17 protein-coding genes are annotated in these 19,188 nt (G+C 59.3%); 11 read left to right on the top strand and 6 right to left on the bottom strand.

Annotated features, from left to right (window positions below; all coding sequences use genetic code 11):
* Nucleotides 1-57: 57 nt before the first annotated feature.
* From H7848_RS06150 to H7848_RS06165, 4 genes are all read right to left on the bottom strand, one after another.
* Nucleotides 58-531, bottom strand: a complete 474-nt coding sequence (locus tag H7848_RS06150; RefSeq protein WP_208349059.1) for an SspB family protein — start codon at nt 529-531, stop codon at nt 58-60.
* Nucleotides 532-612: 81 nt separating this feature from the next.
* On the bottom strand, nt 613-1,872 hold the full coding sequence (gene chrA, locus H7848_RS06155; RefSeq protein WP_208349060.1) for a chromate efflux transporter: 1,260 nt from the start codon (nt 1,870-1,872) through the stop codon (nt 613-615).
* The gene (locus tag H7848_RS06160; protein ID WP_208349061.1) at nt 1,863-2,558 is read right to left on the bottom strand and encodes a rhodanese-like domain-containing protein; all 696 of its coding nucleotides are present in this window, start codon (nt 2,556-2,558) and stop codon (nt 1,863-1,865) included. Before H7848_RS06160 ends, chrA begins: the two co-directional genes overlap by 10 nt.
* A 150-nt stretch (nt 2,559-2,708) precedes the next feature.
* On the bottom strand, nt 2,709-3,134 hold the full coding sequence (locus tag H7848_RS06165) for a nuclear transport factor 2 family protein (RefSeq protein ID WP_208349062.1): 426 nt from the start codon (nt 3,132-3,134) through the stop codon (nt 2,709-2,711).
* A 172-nt stretch (nt 3,135-3,306) separates the two neighbouring features.
* Between H7848_RS06165 and H7848_RS06170 the strand changes: the two genes are divergently transcribed.
* The 8 genes from H7848_RS06170 to H7848_RS06205 all read left to right on the top strand — a co-directional run bounded on the left by H7848_RS06170 (nt 3,307) and on the right by H7848_RS06205 (nt 14,193).
* Complete coding sequence (locus H7848_RS06170) at nt 3,307-4,560, top strand: sarcosine oxidase subunit beta family protein (RefSeq protein ID WP_208349064.1); 1,254 nt, start codon at nt 3,307-3,309, stop codon at nt 4,558-4,560.
* A gap of 216 nt (nt 4,561-4,776) precedes the next feature.
* Nucleotides 4,777-5,040, top strand: coding sequence for a sarcosine oxidase subunit delta (locus H7848_RS06175; protein ID WP_208349067.1), 264 nt, complete (start codon nt 4,777-4,779; stop codon nt 5,038-5,040).
* Nucleotides 5,037-7,961 (top strand): sarcosine oxidase subunit alpha family protein, encoded by a 2,925-nt coding sequence (locus H7848_RS06180; protein ID WP_208349069.1) that lies wholly within the window; start codon nt 5,037-5,039, stop codon nt 7,959-7,961. The genes H7848_RS06175 and H7848_RS06180 overlap by 4 nt, the downstream gene beginning before the upstream one ends.
* A 154-nt stretch (nt 7,962-8,115) precedes the next feature.
* Nucleotides 8,116-8,493 (top strand): sarcosine oxidase subunit gamma, encoded by a 378-nt coding sequence (locus H7848_RS06185; protein WP_336512069.1) that lies wholly within the window; start codon nt 8,116-8,118, stop codon nt 8,491-8,493.
* Between the two features lie 294 nt (nt 8,494-8,787).
* On the top strand, nt 8,788-10,731 hold the full coding sequence (gene dnaG, locus H7848_RS06190) for a DNA primase (RefSeq protein WP_208349073.1): 1,944 nt from the start codon (nt 8,788-8,790) through the stop codon (nt 10,729-10,731).
* A gap of 142 nt (nt 10,732-10,873) precedes the next feature.
* Nucleotides 10,874-12,853: an RNA polymerase sigma factor RpoD gene (gene rpoD / locus H7848_RS06195; protein WP_208349075.1), complete on the top strand. Its 1,980-nt coding sequence runs from the start codon at nt 10,874-10,876 to the stop codon at nt 12,851-12,853.
* Nucleotides 12,854-13,378, top strand: a complete 525-nt coding sequence (locus H7848_RS06200) for a barstar family protein (protein WP_208349077.1) — start codon at nt 12,854-12,856, stop codon at nt 13,376-13,378. It begins immediately after the preceding gene.
* Nucleotides 13,379-13,788: 410 nt separating this feature from the next.
* Nucleotides 13,789-14,193: a secondary thiamine-phosphate synthase enzyme YjbQ gene (locus H7848_RS06205; RefSeq protein ID WP_208349078.1), complete on the top strand. Its 405-nt coding sequence runs from the start codon at nt 13,789-13,791 to the stop codon at nt 14,191-14,193.
* Between the two features lie 4 nt (nt 14,194-14,197).
* On the opposite strand, the gene H7848_RS06210 is transcribed toward H7848_RS06205, so the two are convergent.
* Entirely contained in the window at nt 14,198-15,244 is a 1,047-nt protein-coding gene (locus H7848_RS06210) for an ion channel (RefSeq protein ID WP_208349079.1), read from the bottom strand.
* Between the two features lie 131 nt (nt 15,245-15,375).
* Between H7848_RS06210 and H7848_RS06215 the strand changes: the two genes are divergently transcribed.
* Nucleotides 15,376-15,789: a hypothetical protein gene (locus H7848_RS06215; RefSeq protein ID WP_208349080.1), complete on the top strand. Its 414-nt coding sequence runs from the start codon at nt 15,376-15,378 to the stop codon at nt 15,787-15,789.
* Nucleotides 15,790-15,791: 2 nt separating this feature from the next.
* Here H7848_RS06215 and H7848_RS06220 read toward each other — a convergent pair whose 3' ends face one another.
* Nucleotides 15,792-17,165 (bottom strand): multicopper oxidase family protein, encoded by a 1,374-nt coding sequence (locus H7848_RS06220; RefSeq protein ID WP_208349081.1) that lies wholly within the window; start codon nt 17,163-17,165, stop codon nt 15,792-15,794.
* Between the two features lie 210 nt (nt 17,166-17,375).
* Here H7848_RS06220 and nrdR point away from each other — a divergent pair, with 210 nt between their 5' ends.
* Both nrdR and ribD read left to right on the top strand, forming a co-directional pair.
* The gene (gene nrdR, locus H7848_RS06225) at nt 17,376-17,846 is read left to right on the top strand and encodes a transcriptional regulator NrdR (protein ID WP_208349084.1); all 471 of its coding nucleotides are present in this window, start codon (nt 17,376-17,378) and stop codon (nt 17,844-17,846) included.
* Complete coding sequence (ribD, locus tag H7848_RS06230) at nt 17,843-18,946, top strand: bifunctional diaminohydroxyphosphoribosylaminopyrimidine deaminase/5-amino-6-(5-phosphoribosylamino)uracil reductase RibD (RefSeq protein WP_208349086.1); 1,104 nt, start codon at nt 17,843-17,845, stop codon at nt 18,944-18,946. Before nrdR ends, ribD begins: the two co-directional genes overlap by 4 nt.
* The last annotated feature ends 242 nt before the right edge of the window (nt 18,947-19,188 follow it).

Genomic DNA, 19,188 nt, shown 5'->3' on the forward strand with positions numbered 1-19,188 from the left:
GGGTATCGCGTTAACGCCGTTTAGCGCGACCGGCGACCGGGGGCAATCATCAGGTGCTTATTTGCGGAAACTGTCCAGGCTGACCACTTCGGCGTCGCCCTTGGGTTTGTCGTCTTCCTCGGGCGCCTCGTGCCGCAACTCAACCGGGGCGGGCAGGATTTCGTCGTCGTCATCGCTGTCGTGGGTTTCAAACCGCAACCCGAATTCGACCGACGGATCGACAAAGGTCTTGATCGCGTCATAAGGGATATAAAGCGGTTCGGGGTTGTCGCCGAAATTCAGAGTGACGGTAAAGCCATCGTCCATGACCTGAAGATTGTCGAACCAGTGCTGCATCACAACGGTCATTTCACCGGGATAGCGATCGCTAAGCCAGTCTGCGATTTCCACATCAGGGTGCAGCGTATCAAAGGTAATGAAGAAATGATGCTGACCGGGCAGGCCGTTGTCGGCAACGCTTTGCAGCACTTCCTGGATCAGACCGCGCATCGCGCGATGCATCAGATTTCCATAGTCTATGGTGTCAGACATTCAACTTTTCCGATCACGTTCTGCCTTTAGCATAGGGGATTCGAAACAAAGTAAAAGGGGGATTGCCGGGTGAAAATGACGCTATGTCGTAACCAGCGACACCAATAGCGCTAACATGGCATTGACTGCCAATACTTCGGGCAGACTGCGTTTCAGATAGAACAAACCGACCGCAGCCACCCCCGCCAGCGCCAAAACAAGCGGGTTCAGGGTGCTGATTTCAGGCGCCAAGGTGCTGATGGGACCGACCGATACGGTATTCAGGGTGCCGAAGAACACATGCAGGCTGAACCAGACCGACAGGTTCAGGATGACGCCGACGACGGCAGCGGTGATGCCCTGCAATGCGCCGGTCAGCCGGGGGCGGTGCGAGATCCACTCGATATAAGGTGCGCCCGCGAATATCCATAAAAAACAAGGGATAAAGGTGACCCAAAGCGTCAAGGCCCCGGCGGCCAGCGCCATGCCGATCCCGCCTTGGCGGAAGCCTGCCAGTAGCCCCACGAACTCCGTCACCAGGATCAGGGGACCGGGTGTTGTTTCGGCCAGGCCCAGGGCATCCATCATCTCGGCCGTGGTCAGCCAGCCGTAATCGACGACGACTTCCTGCGTCATATAGGCCAGAACGGCGTAGGCCCCGCCAAAGGTCACGACGGCGAGTTTTGAGAAGAACAGCCCGACCTCGGTCAGGAAACTGGCGCCGGTCAGCCACAAAACGACGACAGGCGCGATCCACAGGATGGCCCAGAGTGCGACCGTTGGCAGCAGATTGCGATGCTGTACGATTTTGGGCTCGGTTTCGGGTGTTTCCCGTTCGGGCAGGGCCAGCGCCCCCCATATGGCCGCCACCAGGATGATCAGCGGAAAGGGGATCTGAAACAGGTAGATACCGACAAAGGCCAGCCCCGCGATAACCCAACGGTCCAGCCGCCGCAGCGCTTTGCCCGCGATCTTGATCAGGGCCTGAACAACGATCACGATAACCGTCGCTTTGACCCCCAGAAACAGCGCCTGCACCAGCGGGATGTTTCCGAAAAACGCATACCCCAGGGCCAGTCCCATGATCACCACGGCACCCGGTAAAACGAACAGCAGCCCCGCAATCAATCCGCCGATAACACCCCGCTTTAACCAGCCCGCATAGGTGGCCAACTGCATCGCCTCGGGTCCCGGAAGCAGCATGCAGAACGACAGGGCATTCAGGAACTGCTTTTCGCTTAGCCAATCGCGGTCATCGACCAGTTCCTTGTGCATCAACGCGATCTGCGCCGCCGGCCCGCCGAATGACAGCAGCCCGATGCGGCCGAAAACACGAAACAGTTCTGACAGAGCTATTGACATGAACGATACCCCGCATAAGCGGCATCAAGAAGTGTCAGCGCGTGTTTCAAGCCTTTGTTTTCCTTATCATAAAGGACTTCCAGTCCCCTCAGTATCAAACGGATATCGCTTTGCCCGCCCATGATCTGCTTTTCAAGGTTTTGTAACGGCTTGATGTCCAGATTGAAAAGATCGGCGCCGGTGTGGTCCGGTGGCAGCACGCCGGCCTCAAACCGCTCGCCCACAAGGGCGGCCTGATCATCGGGGATGTGGATTAGTTTTGCGGTCGGGCTGATCCAGCGCTTCAGGGTCCAGAACTGCAGGGCGCGCTTTGGAAAATCATCCTCAGAGGTGACCCAAAGATCAGAGGACACAATGTGCTGTAGCGCAATGCGGGGGTATCCAAGATCACGCCAGGCGAACTGCCCACCTTGCAGAAATGTGGCCTGCCGTCCCTGATGCCGCAACAGTGCCGCGACCCCCTGGCTAAGTTTCAGCCCCTTTTGGCAGATCACCACGGCCGGACGATCTGTGTCGACGTCAAGGTAAGACATCCGTCTGGACGACGGGATCAGATATGGGTCCTGGGCGATATGCTCGTCCAGGCAAACGTCAATCAAATTGGGTGCCTTGGCGGTTCCCAGCAACGATAAGAGAGATTTCGGCGACAGTCCCGCCGCACCGGTCGCAGTAAATTCAGTGTGCATCAGCATCCCCTAAAGACATAGGTCAGTGGATGCGAACCTTGGGCACACGCCTGACGGGGTGGGTCGCCTTACCCCGCCTGATAGTGCTAATGCGTCGGGCAGCCGCGGTCAAGCTTGCATCAGATTGACCGCGGTGCTTTCGGTGTTCTGCTAGAAAACGCTGTCCCCGGTCAGACAGGTGGCCAGGGTGTCTTGGGGCAGATACCCAAGCTGTTCGAAACAACTGATATAGTCGAACTGGTTGAACGCCTCGACAATCTTGCCGTTTTCAATGCGCACCATGACCATACCGCTGGCTTTGACCTCTTCCATGTTGGTCCGGTTTTCGGCGTGCACCGTCACAACCGCCGCCAGCCATTCCGGCGTTTCAAAGCTGCGATCGATGGACACCGACTTGACCTCAACCATGCTGAGCAGGGCGGTCACGAATTCCTTGAAGTCATTCTTGGCGATCGACATGTTCGTGATCAGCCCTTCGGCCTCGGCCCCGCTGTCAAAGAACTGATCGATCATCTCGACATTACCTTGCACCATGACCTGATCGTACCATGCAGCCAGAAAATCAACGTATTTCATTGGCGTACCTCCGTTTTGCTAAACGAATAGGTTCAATTGTTAAAGAAGTGGTAAAGTTTGGCGTCGCGCACTGGCTTTTCTTTGTCGGAAAACCGCAAGGGGTCGTTTCAGGGTGTTGATACTTCTGTCACAAATTGATTGAGTTGCCCCGATTGATGAGTGAGGTGATCAGATGCGCTATTCCGCCCTGCGGGTGATCAAGGAAGGCCTGACCGGCAACCGCGGCTGGCAGCCTGTCTGGCGCGATCCGGAACCCAAGGCGGAATATGATATCATCATTATCGGGGGTGGCGGGCACGGGCTGGCCACTGCCTATTATCTGGCCAAGGAACATGGGGTCACCAATGTCGCCGTGCTGGAAAAGGGCTATCTGGGCGGCGGCAATGTGGGGCGGAATACGACTCTGGTGCGGGCGAATTACTTCCTGCCCGGCAATTCCGAGTTCTATTCGCATTCCCTGAAACTGTGGGAGGGGATGGAGCAAGACCTGAACTACAACGCCATGCACTCGCAGCGCGGGCTGATCAATCTGTTCCATTCCGACGCGCAGCGCGATGCCTTTGTGCGGCGCGGCAACGCGATGATCAATCAGGGCGATGACGCGATCCTGCTGGACCGGGACGGCGTGCGGAAAATGGTGCCCTATCTTGATTTCGACAACACGCGGTTTCCGATCTATGGCGGGCTGTATCACCCCCGCGGCGGCACGGCGCGGCACGATGCGGTGGCCTGGGGCTATGCCCGCGGGGCCGATCAGCGCGGTGTCGACCTGATCCAGCAGTGCGAGGTCACGGGGATCGACATCGAAGGCGGCGTGGTCAAGGGCGTGCAGACGACGCGCGGTGCGATCCGGGCCAAGAAGGTGGGGATTGTTGTGGCGGGCCGGTCGGGCCAGGTGGCCGCGATGGCGGGCATGCGGCTGCCGATTGAAAGCCACGTGCTGCAGGCCTTTGTGACCGAAGGGCTGAAGCCCTGCATCGATCATGTGGTCAGTTTCGGGATGGGGCATTTCTATATCAGCCAGTCCGACAAGGGCGGGCTGGTCTTTGGCGGTGATCTGGATTTCTATGCCAGCTATGCCGCGCGTGGCAATCTGCCCATGGTCGAACACGTAATGGAGGCCGGGATGACCCTGATGCCCATGATCGGCAAGGCGCGGGTCCTGCGCAGTTGGGGCGGGATCATGGACATGACACCCGACGGGTCGCCGATTATCGACAAGACGGATACCCAGGGCCTGTTTATAGACTGCGGCTGGTGCTACGGCGGGTTCAAGGCCACGCCCGCCTCAGGCTTCGCCTTCGCCCACCTGATGGCCACCGGCCGCCCACACCAGACGGCCGAGAAATTCCGCCTGGACCGCTTCCGCACAGGCGTCAGCATCATGGACGAGGAGGGCACCGGTGCGCAGCATAATTTGCATTAAACGGTTGCAGTGCAGTCCACTTGATCTTGGATGTCGCGACAGTGTGCTTAGGGCCTCGCCGACCCGAGGGTGGCGCAATCGCGCCGCCCGTGGGGGGCGGGTCGGCGCGGCCCGGTGGTGCCCACCGGGCAAGGTTCTTGAGCTTAAAAACGTAAGCCTTGAAACGACAAGATGCTGGTTTTGGGCTGTTGCTGACCAAAAACAAGGGCAAACCCAATGCGCATAACATGCCCCATCTGCGGTGAACGGGACCGGCGTGAGTTTTATTATCAGGGCGCGGCGGTCGCGTTGGATCGTCCCGCACCTGATGCGGGACCTCAGGCCTGGGATGACTATGTGCACCTGCGTGACAACCCCGCGGGGCGGACCCGCGACCTGTGGTTTCACGAAATGGGCTGTGGCGCCTGGATCGTGGTCGAGCGCGATACCGTGATCCACGAGGTTTACTCCACCGAACTGGCAGAAAAGGCCGCGCGATGAGGGTTAAGGACAAGGGCCTGATCAACCGCGCGGTACCTTTGCGGTTCACCTTCGACGGGCGGCATTACGAAGGGTTTCAGGGCGATACGCTGGCCTCGGCCCTTTTGGCCAATGACGTGCGGCTGGTGGGGCGGTCGTTCAAATATCACCGCCCGCGTGGTATTCTGACGGCGGGGTCCGAGGAACCGAACGCTCTGATGACGATCACCGACCGGGCCGAACCTAATGTGCGCGCCACGGTGCAGGAACTTTATCAGGGGCTAAGCGCCAAAAGCCAGAACAACTGGCCCTCACTTGCGCGCGATGCCCTGTCGGTCAACGATCTGATGGCGCCTTTCCTAAGTGCCGGATTTTACTACAAAACCTTCATGTGGCCGCGTGCCTTTTGGGAACGGGTCTACGAACCCCTGATCCGCCGCGCCGCCGGTCTGGGGGCACTGGACAAGACACATAACCCGGACCTTTATGAAAAAGCCTATGCTTTCTGCGACGTGCTGATCATCGGGGCGGGGCCTGCGGGCCTGATGGCGGCGCTGACGGCCGGACGTGCAGGCGCGCGGGTGATCCTGGCGGATGAAGATAGCCTGATGGGCGGGCGCCTGAACAGCGAAACCTATCAGATCGGCGATCATACGGGTCAGGACTGGGCGGCCGCGGCGGTTTCTGAACTGACCGCCATGGACAACGTTCGCCTGATGCCGCGCACCACGGTCACCGGTGCCTATGATCAGGGCACATATGGCGCGCTGGAACGGGTGGCGCATCATATTGCCAAGCCCGCGGACGACCTGCCGCTGGAATGCTTCTGGCGCATCGTGGCGAAACGCGCGATCCTTTGCGCGGGCAGTCTGGAACGGCCCATTGCCTTTCCCATGAACGACCGTCCCGGCATCATGACGGCCAGTGCCGTGCGCAGCTATCTGAACCGCTATGGCGTGGCGCCGGGCAAATCCATCGCGATTTACGGCAATAACGACAACGCCCATCAAACCGCCCACGATCTGGCGGCTGCTGGCGTCAAGGTGGCCGCCGTCATCGACAGCCGAGCGGATGCGCAGGTGCAGGGCGATTTTCCCGTCTATACGGGGGCCGAGGTGATCAACACAACCGGCCGCCTGGGGCTTGAAGAAATCTTGGTGCGTCATAACGGCGAAAATCTGATGGTGAATGCCGACTGTCTGGCCATGTCGGGCGGCTGGAACCCGACGGTGCATCTGACCTGCCATATGAACGGACGGCCTGTCTGGCGTGACGGCATCCTGGCCTTTGTCCCCGCCGATGATGCCATTCCAGGTCTAAGTGTTGCCGGTGCCGCGCGCGGTATCTTTTCGACCCGCGGCTGCCTGCAGGATGGGGCGAAAACGGCTGTGCAGGTGCTGGATGATCTGGGGGTCAAGGCCCAGGCCGATGTGCCCGAGGCAGAAGAAACCCCCTATCAGATCAGCCCGCTTTGGGCGGTGCCGGGCAAGGGCCGCGCCTGGCTGGATTTCCAGAACGATGTGACAGTGAAAGATGTCAAACAGGCGGCCGCTGAAAACTTCCGCTCGGTCGAGCATATGAAGCGCTACACGACCCAAGGCATGGCCACTGATCAGGGCAAAAACTCGAATGTGGGGGCTTTGGCGGTACTGGCTGACGTCACGGGCCGTGCAATCCCGGAAACCGGCACGACCACCTTCCGTCCGCCGTTCAGCCCGGTATCGATCGCCGCGATGGGCGCGGGCGGGCAGGGCAAGGGCTTTGCCCCCGAACGCTTTACGACGTCCCATTTGCCCAGCATTCAGCGCGCAGCCCCCATGATTGAGGCGGGCCTGTGGTATCGCCCCAGCTATTTCCCGATGCCCGGCGAACAGACCTGGCGGGAAAGCTGCGACCGAGAGGTCAATATGGTCCGCACCAAGGTCGGCATCTGTGATGTCAGCACCCTGGGCAAGATCGACATACAGGGTCCCGATGCGGCTGAATTTCTGGATTTCGTCTATACGAACACCTTCAGCACGCTAAAGGTCGGGCGCGTCCGCTATGGCCTGATGCTGCGCGAAGACGGCTATGTGATGGATGACGGCACCACTGCGCGTCTGGGGGATCATCACTATGTCATGACCACGACGACCGCCGCGGCGGGCCAGGTCATGCGGCACCTGGAATTTGTCCATCAGTGTTTAAAGCCCAAGCTGAATGTGCGCTTTATTTCTGTCACCGAACAATGGGCGCAATTCGCGGTCGCAGGTCCACGGGCGCGCGATGTACTGAACGCGCTGCTGGACGATCCGATTGACAACGACAGCTTCCCCTTCATGGCCTGCGGTCAGGTTAAGGTGGCCGGCACGCCCGGACGGCTGTTTCGCATATCCTTCAGCGGTGAACACGCCTATGAAGTCGCCGTGCCTGCCCGCTATGGCGAAAGCCTGTTCCGGCTGCTTTGCGCCCAGGCCGAGGCGATGGGCGGTGGCCCCTATGGAATGGAGGCACTGAACGTTCTGCGCATCGAAAAGGGCTTTGTAACGCATTCGGAAATCCACGGGCGCACGACGGCCTTTGATATCGGGGCGGAACGAATGGTCAGCGCGAAGAAAGACTGCATCGGCAAAACCATGGCCGCGCGTCCGGGGCTGATTGATGATGATCGCGAACAGCTGGTCGGCCTGAAACCCGCGGGTGCTGTCAAACAACTGATCGCAGGCGGACATCTTTTTGCACCGGGGGCCGAGGCTGTGCGCGTGAACAGTCAGGGCTATGTGACTTCGGTCGGCTATTCGCCCACACTGGACTGCTATCTTGGGCTGGGTTTCCTGAAAAACGGCCGTGCGCGTCATGGCGAACGGGTGAAAATGGTCGATCACCTGAAGGGCGTCGAAACGCTATGCGAAGTCTGCGATCCGGTCTTCTTTGATCCAGAGGGGGGACGCCTGCGTGGTTAAACTGGTTGCCAAAACCCCATGCGAAGGACTTTTGCCCTTTTCCTATGGGACAGTTTCACTTAGCGAAGTTACCTATGATAGCCTAACCTCTGTCGCCCCATTTGTAGGCAAAAACAAAGCGGTGGCGGATGTTTTTAAAGCTGCGGGAACACCCATGCCTGCAGTAGGCCGCGCGACGGGCAAGGACGGACAACGCGCGATCTGGTTCGGCCGGGGTCAGATTCTGCTGGCGGGTCTGACGGAAGAAGGCCTTGAGGGTCTAGCCGCCGTGACAGACCAGTCCGACGCCTGGGCTGTGGTCCGGTTGGAAGGTGAAAACGCTGATGCTATCCTAGCCAGGCTGGTTCCCCTTGATCTCGATAAGGGGGTGTTCAAGCGCGGCCATACGGCCCGGACACAGGTCCAGCATATGATGGCGTCGATCACACGGACCGGTGTGCAGACCTTTGAGATCATTATCATGCAATCCATGGCCCGCACATTGGTGCATGAGTTCGAGATCGCGATGAAAGCGGTCGCTGCGCGAAGGTAAAGGTTTTGCGCCGCGCTTCGCGCGTCGCGGTGCCTCCGGCGGGAGTATTTTTACCAAGAAGAAGGCAAAAAAAGACGCCTTGCTTTTGACAAGACGCCTTCTCCTTGGACGGTCATCGGCGCTCCCGCCTGTACCGTAGCACACAAATACCTGACAAATCCTTCTTCTTGGTTAAAATACTTTGGGGGAGCGCCGCCAGGCGCGGGGGCAACGCCCCCAACCGCACGAAGTGCCAGAGAGAATGCGCGTCAGCGCCCCTTTGTCTTTCGGTCATAAAGCGATACAATAACTGACATGAGTCTGCCCCCCGGTTTCTTGGATGAACTGCGTACACGTACCTCGCTGACCCAGGTGGTCGGGCGTAAGGTCATGTGGGACACGCGCAAATCCAATCAGGGTAAGGGCGATATGTGGGCGCCGTGCCCCTTCCATCAGGAAAAGACCGCCAGCTTTCACGTCGATGATCGGAAGGGTTTCTACTACTGCTTTGGCTGCCATGCCAAGGGCGATGCGATTTCGTTCGTCCGCGAAACCGAAAACGTGGGCTTTATGGAGGCCATCGAAATCCTCGCGCGCGAGGCCGGGATGACCATGCCCGAACGTGACCCGCAGGCTCAGCAAAAGGCCGACCGGCGTACGGAACTGGCGGATGTGATGGAGCAAGCGGTGCAATATTATCGCCTGCAATTGAAAACCGCTGCCGCGCAGGACGCACGCGATTATCTAACGCGTCGGGGACTTTCCGACGCGACACAGGATCGTTTTGATATTGGTTTCGCCCCGGATGCCCGTCAGGGGGTGTTTCAGCATCTGACCGGCAAAGGCGTCGCCGCTGATCTCATCGTCGACGCCGGTCTTGCGGCGCGCGCCGATGATGGCGGCCAGCCCTATGACCGGTTCCGGGGCCGCATCATCTTTCCGATCCGCGATCCGCGTGGGCGCTGCATTGCCTTGGGGGGCCGTGCAATGGACCCGAACGCGCGGGCCAAATACCTCAACAGCCCCGAAACGGACCTGTTCGACAAGGGCCGCAGCCTGTATCACCACGGGCCCGCACGGGAAGCTGCGGGGAAAGGCGCCCCCCTGATCGTGGCCGAGGGCTATATGGATGTTATCGCGCTGGTCGAGGGCGGCTTTGGCGCCACCGTCGCGCCCCTGGGCACCGCGATCACCGAAGACCAGCTGCGGCTTCTCTGGCGCATCGCCCCTGAACCCATCATCGCGCTGGATGGCGATACGGCGGGTCTGCGCGCAGCCTATCGCCTGATCGACCTGGCCCTGCCGCTGCTTGAGGCCGGGCAATCCTTGCGCTTTGCCCTGATGCCCGAAGGTCAGGACCCAGATGACCTGATCCGCGCCCATGGGGCAGGGGCCGTGCAAAAGCTGCTGGATCAGGCGCTGCCGATGGTGCGTCTGCTGTGGCGGCGTGAAACGGAAGGCAAGGTCTTTGACAGCCCCGAACGCAAAGCGGCGCTGGACAAGATCCTGCGCGACAAGCTGAAACTGATCCGCGACCCATCCCTGCGCAACCACTATGGTCAGGACATCAAAGATCTGCGCTGGCAGCTGTTCCGCCCGCAGCGCGCGCCGAAATCCGGCAAATTCTGGCAGGCTAAGGGCGGCCCACAGCCATCGACCAAAACATCACTACTGGCCGCCGCCGACACCACCATCGAAGATCAGTTGCGCGAAGCCGTGATCCTGGCCACACTGATCGCCAATCCCACCGTTTTGCCGGTCTTTGAAGCCGAACTGGAACGCCTGGATTGCCGCGCCGCCGATCACCGTCTGATCCGCGATGCCCTGCTGCGACACATCGACAGTGATGCAGATATGCTACGCACTGTTGTCGAAAACGAAACCGGGGCCGAGCCCCTTGAAAAACTCTTCGCGCAAAGCCATGTGGCCATCGTACCCCCCGTCCGCAATCCCGGCGACGCTGAAATGGCCACCATGTGCGTGGCAGAAGAGCTTGCAAAACTTGATGCCAGACGGGGCCACCAGCAAGAGATCAATGAGGCCGTCGAAGATTATGCCGCGTTGGCCGATGAAGGCATCACATGGCGATTAAAACAGGCATCCGACGCCGTCAACAATGCGGGAAAAACCGATAATGATGACAAAGCTGATTACGACATCGGTCCAAACGGCGCCCGCATCAAGCGCGATGAACGGTCAGCCTTCGATCACCTGCTGGAACAGATCAACTTCGCCAAAGGGTCCCGCCGCGACAGATAGCAGGCGCGGGCTGGCTTTTCGAACGTGATACGCTAAATAAATCAGGGCGATCAGAATAGCGAATCGCTTGAACCCGGGAATGATTCGCTTCAATGTAGAAAACGAATCACCTCACGCTGACGCCCCGCCGAAGGAGTGCCGCATGGCCAAGGACACCGACGAACGCAAATCCGACAATCAGGACGCGGAAATTTCGCTTGATATGAGCCAGGCCGCCGTCAAGAAAATGATCGCCGAGGCGCGTGAGAGGGGATACATCACCTACGATCAGCTCAACCAGGTGCTGCCGCCCGATCAGGTCAGTTCCGAACAGATCGAAGACGTGATGTCGATGCTGTCTGAAATGGGCATCAATATCATCGAGGACGATGAGGTCGAAGAGGAAGAACAGAAGGGTTCAACCGAAATCGCGACCACGGGTGGCGCGCGTGAAGTCGCCGTGTCCGCGCAGGAAACCGAAAAGCTGGATCGTACCGATGACCCCGTGCGGATGTATCTGCGCGAAATGGGGTCGGTCGAACTGTTGTCGCGCGAAGGTGAAATTGCCATCGCCAAACGGATCGAGGCCGGGCGCAACACGATGATTGCGGGCCTCTGCGAAAGCCCGCTGACCTTTCAGGCGATCACCATCTGGCGCGACGAGCTTCTGAACGAAGACATCCTTCTGCGCGATGTGATCGACCTTGAAACCACCTTTGGCCGTCAGGTCGGCGAAGACGGGGAAGAGGCCACGCCGGTCGTCGATACCTCGGTTGTCGAAGCCAAACCCAAGGCCGAGGCCGAACCGGAACTGGATGCCGACGGCAACCCCATCGCCAGCGATGACGACGATGACGAAGATGATCAGGCCAATATGTCCCTGGCCGCGATGGAAGCGGCGTTGAAGCCTCAGGTCCTGGAAACGTTGGACCTGATCGCACGCGATTACGTGAAGCTGAGCGAAATGCAGGATTTGCGGATTTCGGCCACGCTTAACGAAGATTCCAGCTTTACCGGCAATGATGAGGATGAGTACCAGAAACTGCGGTCCGAAATCGTCGTGCTGGTGAACGAACTGCACCTGCACAACAACCGGATCGAGGCGCTGATCGACCAGCTTTACGGCATCAACCGCCGGATCATGTCGATCGACAGCAGCATGGTCAAACTGGCCGACCAGGCCCGCATCAACCGCCGTGAATTTATCGACGCCTATCGCGGTTATGAACTGGACCCAACCTGGCTGGACCGCATGTCTGAAAAGCCCGGTCGCGGCTGGCAGGCGCTGATCGAACGGTCGACGCCCAAGGTCGAAGAACTGCGGTCCGACATGGCGCAGGTCGGCCAATATGTGGGCCTTGATATCAGCGAATTCCGCCGCATCGTCCAACAGGTCCAGAAGGGCGAAAAAGAGGCGCGCCAGGCCAAGAAAGAAATGGTCGAGGCGAACCTGCGTCTGGTGATCTCAATCGCGAAAAAATACACCAACCGCGGCCTGCAATTCCTTGATCTTATTCAGGAAGGGAACATCGGCCTGATGAAGGCGGTCGATAAATTCGAATACCGCCGCGGGTATAAATTTTCGACCTACGCCACCTGGTGGATCCGTCAGGCGATCACCCGGTCCATTGCCGATCAGGCGCGCACGATCCGTATTCCTGTGCATATGATCGAGACGATCAACAAGCTGGTCCGCACCGGCCGCCAGATGCTGCATGAAATCGGCCGCGAACCCACGCCCGAGGAACTGGCCGAAAAGCTGCAGATGCCGCTGGAAAAGGTCCGCAAGGTGATGAAAATCGCCAAGGAACCCATTTCGCTGGAAACCCCGATTGGCGACGAAGAAGACAGCCAGTTGGGCGATTTCATCGAAGACAAGAACGCCGTCCTGCCGCTGGACTCAGCCATTCAGGAAAACCTGAAGGAAACCACAACGCGCGTTCTGGCATCCCTGACCCCGCGCGAAGAACGTGTGCTGCGCATGCGCTTCGGCATCGGCATGAACACCGATCACACGCTGGAAGAAGTCGGCCAACAATTCAGCGTCACCCGCGAACGCATCCGCCAGATCGAGGCGAAGGCCCTGCGTAAGCTGAAACACCCCAGCCGAAGCCGGAAGTTGCGGAGTTTCCTGGATCAGTAGGTGCCGCCGTTCACAGAAGAGGATTGGAGAACGCGTTCCGATTGGGATTTTGCTCAGAACGGGGCGATTTCCCTATTTTGGCGTAAAGAACTCTTTTATGACGCGCTGTCTGAACTGAAAAAACTCGACTACTTGGTTCTTTCGCTGGACTGCACATCCGTGACTGCATTTTGTCGATCAATCTCGCATGGCTTCAAGTGGCAAGAACAATTCGGGTATCATCTTGAAGACGCGAACCTAGACGCGATTAACGACGGCCTCAGAACGCCGCCATTTCCAGCCAGCTCGAAACGACTGGTGATCAGTATGACGGATTTTCACAGACTTTTCGACGAAGACCCTGAGTTTGCTTCTCAATTTCTGGATATTGTTGAGTATCAGGCAAGAGATGCGCTTTTGTTCGGCGGTCTGATGCTTTGTTTTGTTCAGACAGATGATCCTGGATTTGAGACTGAGAAGCTGGGCGGGCGATCTGCTTTGTGGAACAGCAAAGAGTGGCTGTTATCAGCGCGTGGTTTGAACTGAAATTTGTCCTGCGCATTCCTATAGATGATACTCAACCACTATCGGTTGGGCTTTAACTCAGCTTCCTTGTCAACTCATCACAATCCCGGACTTGATCCGGGACCTCTGATAGTTCAAGCAGCCCCTACGGCCCGTGAACGCGCCGAAGGCGCCGGGCCATCGGCGGCCCGCCCCACCGGGTCGGCGATTTGGTTGCCATCTGTACGCAGCCGAAAGAACCCACGTACCTGGCAACCATAAAGCGCATCAGCGGCGAGATATGATCGCCCACCCGCGGGCCGCCGATGCCCCGACTCACACTTGCCTCAATGCCCAACACCTATGCAGTCCCGGACGTGATCCGGGACCTCAGATCACACTTACAAAATTGTCATTCACTTTTGGAACGCCTCGTGCCTTAACTCGACACAATGCATACCACATTCACCATACAGACCCATCGCCCCGGCCTTTACGAATTCACCGATCAGGTCGCTGGATGGGCCCAAGGCACCGGCGTTCTGACGCTGTTCATCCGCCATACCTCGGCCAGCCTGCTGATTCAGGAAAACGCCGACCCCGAGGTCAAAACCGACCTGACCGAATACTTCCACCGCCTGGTGCCGCCCACGACTGATCCGAAAATGTCCTATATCACGCACACTTACGAAGGCCCCGACGATATGCCCGCCCATATCAAAGCCGCGCTTCTGCCGGTGTCGCTGCAAATTCCGGTGATTGACGGTAAACTGGCGCTGGGCACCTGGCAGGGCATCTATGTCTTCGAACACCGCACGGCCCCGCATCAGCGGCAGGTCGTGGCGTATCTGACATAACCCGTCAGATCGTGATTTTGACATCCGCCCCCAGACCAGTTTCGATCTGATCGGCCATCAGCCGGCAGTTGCACAGATAATAAAATGAGCTGCCACTGGACAGGTCGACCGGAAAGGGCGGGAACAGGAATTCGGGGTTGTCGGGTTGACGCACGGCGATCAAGGTCGCGTCTTTGGATTTCAAAACCGCCTCAATCTGGGCGGTGTCGACAGTGCCGTTAACCACAGCTGAATATATCGTCGCCCCCACATTCGCAGCCGACAGCGCCATCAGGATCTGGCCCGCACCGGGGTCCTGGGCCGCGCGCACCAGCGCCTCGGAGGCATTTGACACAATCGCCTCAAGCCCTGCAATCCGCGCCGCGCGGCGGGCGGTGTCGCGATCTTCGAAAAACGCGGCAATATGCAGGGTTTCGTTCAGTTCCCGAATAGCCAGACAGGCGTTAAAAGTCTCAGCGTCCGATCCGGCATAAACCAGCGCCTTTTGCGCGTGCCGGATACCTGCCCTGCGCAAGGACGACAATGCATCCAACCGGTCTGATTTGACCAGATGCACCCCATCGGGCATCTCGCCGTCAGTCTGGGCCGTCAGCAAGACGATCTTATCATCGCCATCCTGTCCTGCGACCAGATTTTCCACCATCAGCGGCGTGTGATCGCGGTGATACCCCACAATCACGGTTGCACCCTGCATGGTCTCATAGCTGCCATAACCGTCTGCCATTCGTCTGATCCTTTCCACCATACCCCCGGCCAACCGCCCCAGCGCAGCCGAGAAAATCAAAAGCGAGCCGGGGAAAAACCAAAAAGCCGCGATCAATCGCCCGGCTTCGGTCTGGGGGGAATAATCGCCATATCCCACGGTCGAGGCCGTCGTCGCCGCAAAATACACAAAGACCGAAAAATTGCGTGTCAGGTCCTCTTCCCCGGCAAGCCAGAACAGACCCCATGAGATTGCGAAAAACCCCAGGGCCATCAGCGCCAGCAGCCACCATTTCAGTTCAAGAACCTGACGATAGAATGTGCGAAACAACTTATAGAAAATCGGCACGCCTGACGCTTCCTTGACCCTGAAATATGTAGGTCAGATGCCGTTTCCGTTACGAATTGTCAAATCCCGGCGATCTTGTGAAATCGCGCGGGGCGACTTATGATCAAGATGCAACAGATTGGGGTGGCATCATGAAAGCGTTCACAGTTTTTGGCCTGGTTTTGTGTCTGGCTATACCAACGGTGGGCAAGGCTGACAGCCTGCTGGCCCAGAACGGCCTGCGGGCACAAGGCAATGGTGGCAATCAGATTGAGGTCTTCACCCGTGCCGGGTTCCATGGACGGGATTATTTCTGCGCCGCCGGGGATTATGCACGTCGCAAACTGGGGGCCGGGGCCACAGACCGCGTCATGATCACCCGCGCGCCGGGCGGCAGCCCCACGCGCCCCAACCGTCGTAGCATGAGTTTTGAATTGTTCCCCGCCGGTGCGCCCATCGATGACAAGAACAGCTTTGTTCTATCGCCCCGCAACGTCGGCCTCAGCCGAACCGTCGCGCATTCGATCCATCTGTGCAAGGAAGGTCGCGGTCGGCGGTTGGATTAGGCTCAGGCGGTCACTCTGATCCAGCTCATCATACCTGCCATCTGATGCGACAGCATGTGGCAATGAAACATCCAGTCGCCGGGATTGTCCGCAACAAAGGCGATATGGCGTGTTTCATCGGCATGCACCAATAATGTGTCTCGCCACGGACCCAGGGCGCCATCCGCCAGAACTTCGCGAAAATGATGCCCGTGCAGGTGCATCGCATGGGGAAAGGCGGTCTGGTTCTGGATCGGAATGCGCACCGTTTCACCACGCGCCGCTGTCAGCAAGGGCGTATCGGTCATGCCAGCCACCCCGTTGAACGACCAGAACTGCCCGTTCTGGACCAGCTCGCGCATCGACATTTCTTGACCCTGCCAGCGGGCCGATTGCATCCCCCGCATCGCGCCGCCCTGCATCACCAGTTCGGTCACCCGCGCCGCGCCCAGATCCAGGTTCGGCATTTCGTTCGGGGGCAGGGGGTCCGGCACGGCCAACAGATCGTGATCTGTTTGACCCTGCACGGTGATGCTGGCCATGGCAAAGCCTTCGCCCCGCTCGACCGACACCAGAAAGGCTTCCTGACCCGATGCGGCGGTGACATCGGCGATGATATCGGCCCGTTGCGCAGGCGCCAGCAAAAGGCGTTCCATCTGCTGCGGGGCGTCCAGCGGCATACCGTCCAGCGCCACGACCCACCCGCGCAGACCGCTCAGTGCCAGATCGAAGATACGCGCGGTGGCTATATTCACCAGACGTAGCCTAAGCCGATCCCCCGAACGCGCGGTCAAGCTCAGCTGATCCTGACCATTCGCCGTCACATAATTCCCGATTCGCCCGGCGTGGGACAGATCGTGGCGATGATCGAAGGGCGTGACAAAACCGGCCTCTTGCGTCAGCCGCCAGTCATCCAGAACGATTGCGTGTTCGGCGTCGATCTGCGACGGTTCGGCCTCATCCACAATCAGCACACCGGACAGCCCGCGTGAGATTTGTTCGACCGAGTTGAAATGCGGGTGATACCAATAGGTGCCCGCATCCGGCACGCGAAATTCATACCGAAAACGCCCGCCAGGCGGCACCGCGGCTTGCGTCATACCGGGCACGCCATCCATCGCATTGGGCAGGCGGATGCCATGCCAATGTATCGTCGTCGGCTCTCGCAGGTCATTCACCAGATCAACCTGGAACAGATCGCCTTGCCTGGCGCGCAGCACGGGGCCGGGGACCTGACCGTCATAGCCCCAGATCTGCGTTTCCGGATACCCTTGCGGGGCCAGTTGGACCTGGGCCGCCGTCGCCGTCAGAACCCTGGGGGTCGCGGCCCAAGACAGGCTTGGCAGCGTGGCCGAAGCAGCAAGACCTGACAAAACATCCCGACGTGATAAACGCATGATATCCCCCTGATATTGGTTGCTGAATAGTGCGCAATCACGATCGGACCTGCAAGCGACACGCTGAAGCATTCGTTAAAAGTGTAGCGCAAGATAAAGTATCCGCATTTCCCCTCTACCCAAACGCTAGCGTGTCCCCTATAGTCCCTGTGGATAACAAGGGGCAAAGACCCCAGAGGCGGAAAATAATAAAGGTAGAGGGGGACGCGCATGCGCTGTCCGTTTTGCGGGAATATCGATACGCAGGTAAAAGACTCCAGACCAGCCGAGGATCACGTGGCCATTCGCAGGCGGCGGTTTTGCCCGGCCTGTGGCGGGCGGTTCACGACCTATGAACGGGTTCAGTTGCGCGATCTGGTGGTGATCAAATCCAACGGACGGCGCGAGGATTTCGATCGCGACAAACTGGAACGGTCAATCCGCATCGCGCTGCAGAAACGCCCCGTGGAACCGGAACGGATGGATCAGATGATTTCCGGCATCGTGCGGCGGTTGGAAAGCATGGGCGAAACCGACATTCCCAGCAAAACCATTGGTGAGATCGTGATGGAGGCACTGGCCCGTATCGATACCGTCGCATATGTGCGTTTTGCAAGTGTTTACAAGAACTTCCAGGCCGCAGATGATTTCGATAAATTCGTATCCGAACTGCGCCCCGACGGTTTGACCGAAGACGAGTGACGGGCGCGGACGAACGCTTTTTATCGCTGGCGCTGGCCTTGGGTCGGCGCGGGCTGGGGCGATGCTGGCCCAATCCGGCGGTGGGATGCGTGATCGTCAAGGACGGCGTGATTGTGGGCCGCGGCACGACCGCGCCCGGCGGTCGACCCCATGCCGAGGTCATCGCGCTGGCTCAGGCCCGGGATCGGGCGCGAGGGGCCACGGCCTATGTCTCGCTTGAGCCCTGTTCGCATCAGGGTCAGACGCCCCCTTGCACGCAGGCGCTGATCAAGGCCGGGATTGCGCGCGTGGTGGCCCCGCTGGACGATCAGGACCCGCGCGTGTCGGGCACCGGGTTTCAGCAGTTGCGGCAAGCCGGGATCACGGTGACGACGGGCCTTTGCGCCGATCAGGCCGCGCGCGATCATCAGGGTTTCTTTCTGAAAGCGACGGCTGGCCGCCCCATGGTGACGCTGAAACTGGCCACCAGTTTCGACGGCCGGATTGCGACAGCGACCGGTGAAAGCCAATGGATCACGGGGCCCGAGGCGCGCCGCCAGGTCCATGCGATGCGGGCTAGCCATGATGCTGTGATGGTCGGCGGCGGCACGGCCCGCGCGGATGATCCCAGCCTGACAGTGCGTGATCTGGGGATGCCGTGGCAGCCGGTGCGCATTGTGGTTTCACGCAAGCTGGACATCCCGCTGGACGGCAAACTGGCACAGACCGCGGGGCAGGTGCCTGTGTGGATCTGCCACGGATCAGATGCCGAACCCGAAACGCTGGCCCGTTGGGGCGACCTTGGCGCGCGGCTGCTGCCGTGCAGCTTAAGCGGTCGGCAGCTTGATCCGCAGTCGGTTTTGCAAACCCTTGGTGAGGCCGGTCTGACCCGCGTTTTCTGCGAAGGCGGCGGCGCGCTGGCCGCGTCGCTTCTGCAGGCCGATCTGGTCGATCAACTGGTGGGCTTCACCGCTGGTCTGGCCCTGGGGGCCGAGGGCCAGCCCGCCATCGGCGCCATGGGCGTCGATGCCTTGGACGACGCGCCACGGTTTTACCTGTCCGAGGTCCGGCGCGTGGGCGCGGATGTGTGTCACATCTGGCAGCGCCGCGCAGATGGCTGACCCAGAGGTCCCGGATCACGTCCGGGACTGCGTGGCTTGTGGGTGCCGTCTGATGACCTTAGGCCTGTTTTCGCTGAAGCATTGCACCCGTGAGTATTTGGGGAACAATAAAAATAATGCGCGCTTTATTGTTCCATAAATACTCAAAAATGTCACTGAAACATGTTCTGTGTTATCCGGTTTTGTCGCGCGCTTGACAACGATAGCTGCCAAAAGCGATGGTTGCGTTCAGCATAAGCGTA

Origin of the sequence: Pseudaestuariivita rosea, from assembly GCF_017592335.1 — a bacterium.
Classification (GTDB): Bacteria; Pseudomonadota; Alphaproteobacteria; order Rhodobacterales; family Rhodobacteraceae; genus Parasulfitobacter; species Parasulfitobacter rosea.

What these genes read in the sequence shown, in the direction of transcription:
- rpoD (WP_208349075.1), top strand. Translation starts at nt 10,874, where the DNA reads ATGGCCAAGGACACCGACGAACGCAAATCCGACAATCAGGACGCGGAA.
- H7848_RS06215 (WP_208349080.1), top strand. Translation starts at nt 15,376, where the DNA reads ATGAAAGCGTTCACAGTTTTTGGCCTGGTTTTGTGTCTGGCTATACCA.
- H7848_RS06170 (WP_208349064.1), top strand. Translation starts at nt 3,307, where the DNA reads ATGCGCTATTCCGCCCTGCGGGTGATCAAGGAAGGCCTGACCGGCAAC.
- H7848_RS06165 (WP_208349062.1), bottom strand. Translation starts at nt 3,134, where the DNA reads ATGAAATACGTTGATTTTCTGGCTGCATGGTACGATCAGGTCATGGTG.
- H7848_RS06205 (WP_208349078.1), top strand. Translation starts at nt 13,789, where the DNA reads ATGCATACCACATTCACCATACAGACCCATCGCCCCGGCCTTTACGAA.
- H7848_RS06150 (WP_208349059.1), bottom strand. Translation starts at nt 531, where the DNA reads ATGTCTGACACCATAGACTATGGAAATCTGATGCATCGCGCGATGCGC.
- dnaG (WP_208349073.1), top strand. Translation starts at nt 8,788, where the DNA reads ATGAGTCTGCCCCCCGGTTTCTTGGATGAACTGCGTACACGTACCTCG.
- chrA (WP_208349060.1), bottom strand. Translation starts at nt 1,872, where the DNA reads ATGTCAATAGCTCTGTCAGAACTGTTTCGTGTTTTCGGCCGCATCGGG.
- H7848_RS06220 (WP_208349081.1), bottom strand. Translation starts at nt 17,165, where the DNA reads ATGCGTTTATCACGTCGGGATGTTTTGTCAGGTCTTGCTGCTTCGGCC.
- nrdR (WP_208349084.1), top strand. Translation starts at nt 17,376, where the DNA reads ATGCGCTGTCCGTTTTGCGGGAATATCGATACGCAGGTAAAAGACTCC.
- H7848_RS06180 (WP_208349069.1), top strand. Translation starts at nt 5,037, where the DNA reads ATGAGGGTTAAGGACAAGGGCCTGATCAACCGCGCGGTACCTTTGCGG.
- H7848_RS06185 (WP_336512069.1), top strand. Translation starts at nt 8,116, where the DNA reads ATGCCTGCAGTAGGCCGCGCGACGGGCAAGGACGGACAACGCGCGATC.
- H7848_RS06175 (WP_208349067.1), top strand. Translation starts at nt 4,777, where the DNA reads ATGCGCATAACATGCCCCATCTGCGGTGAACGGGACCGGCGTGAGTTT.
- H7848_RS06160 (WP_208349061.1), bottom strand. Translation starts at nt 2,558, where the DNA reads ATGCACACTGAATTTACTGCGACCGGTGCGGCGGGACTGTCGCCGAAA.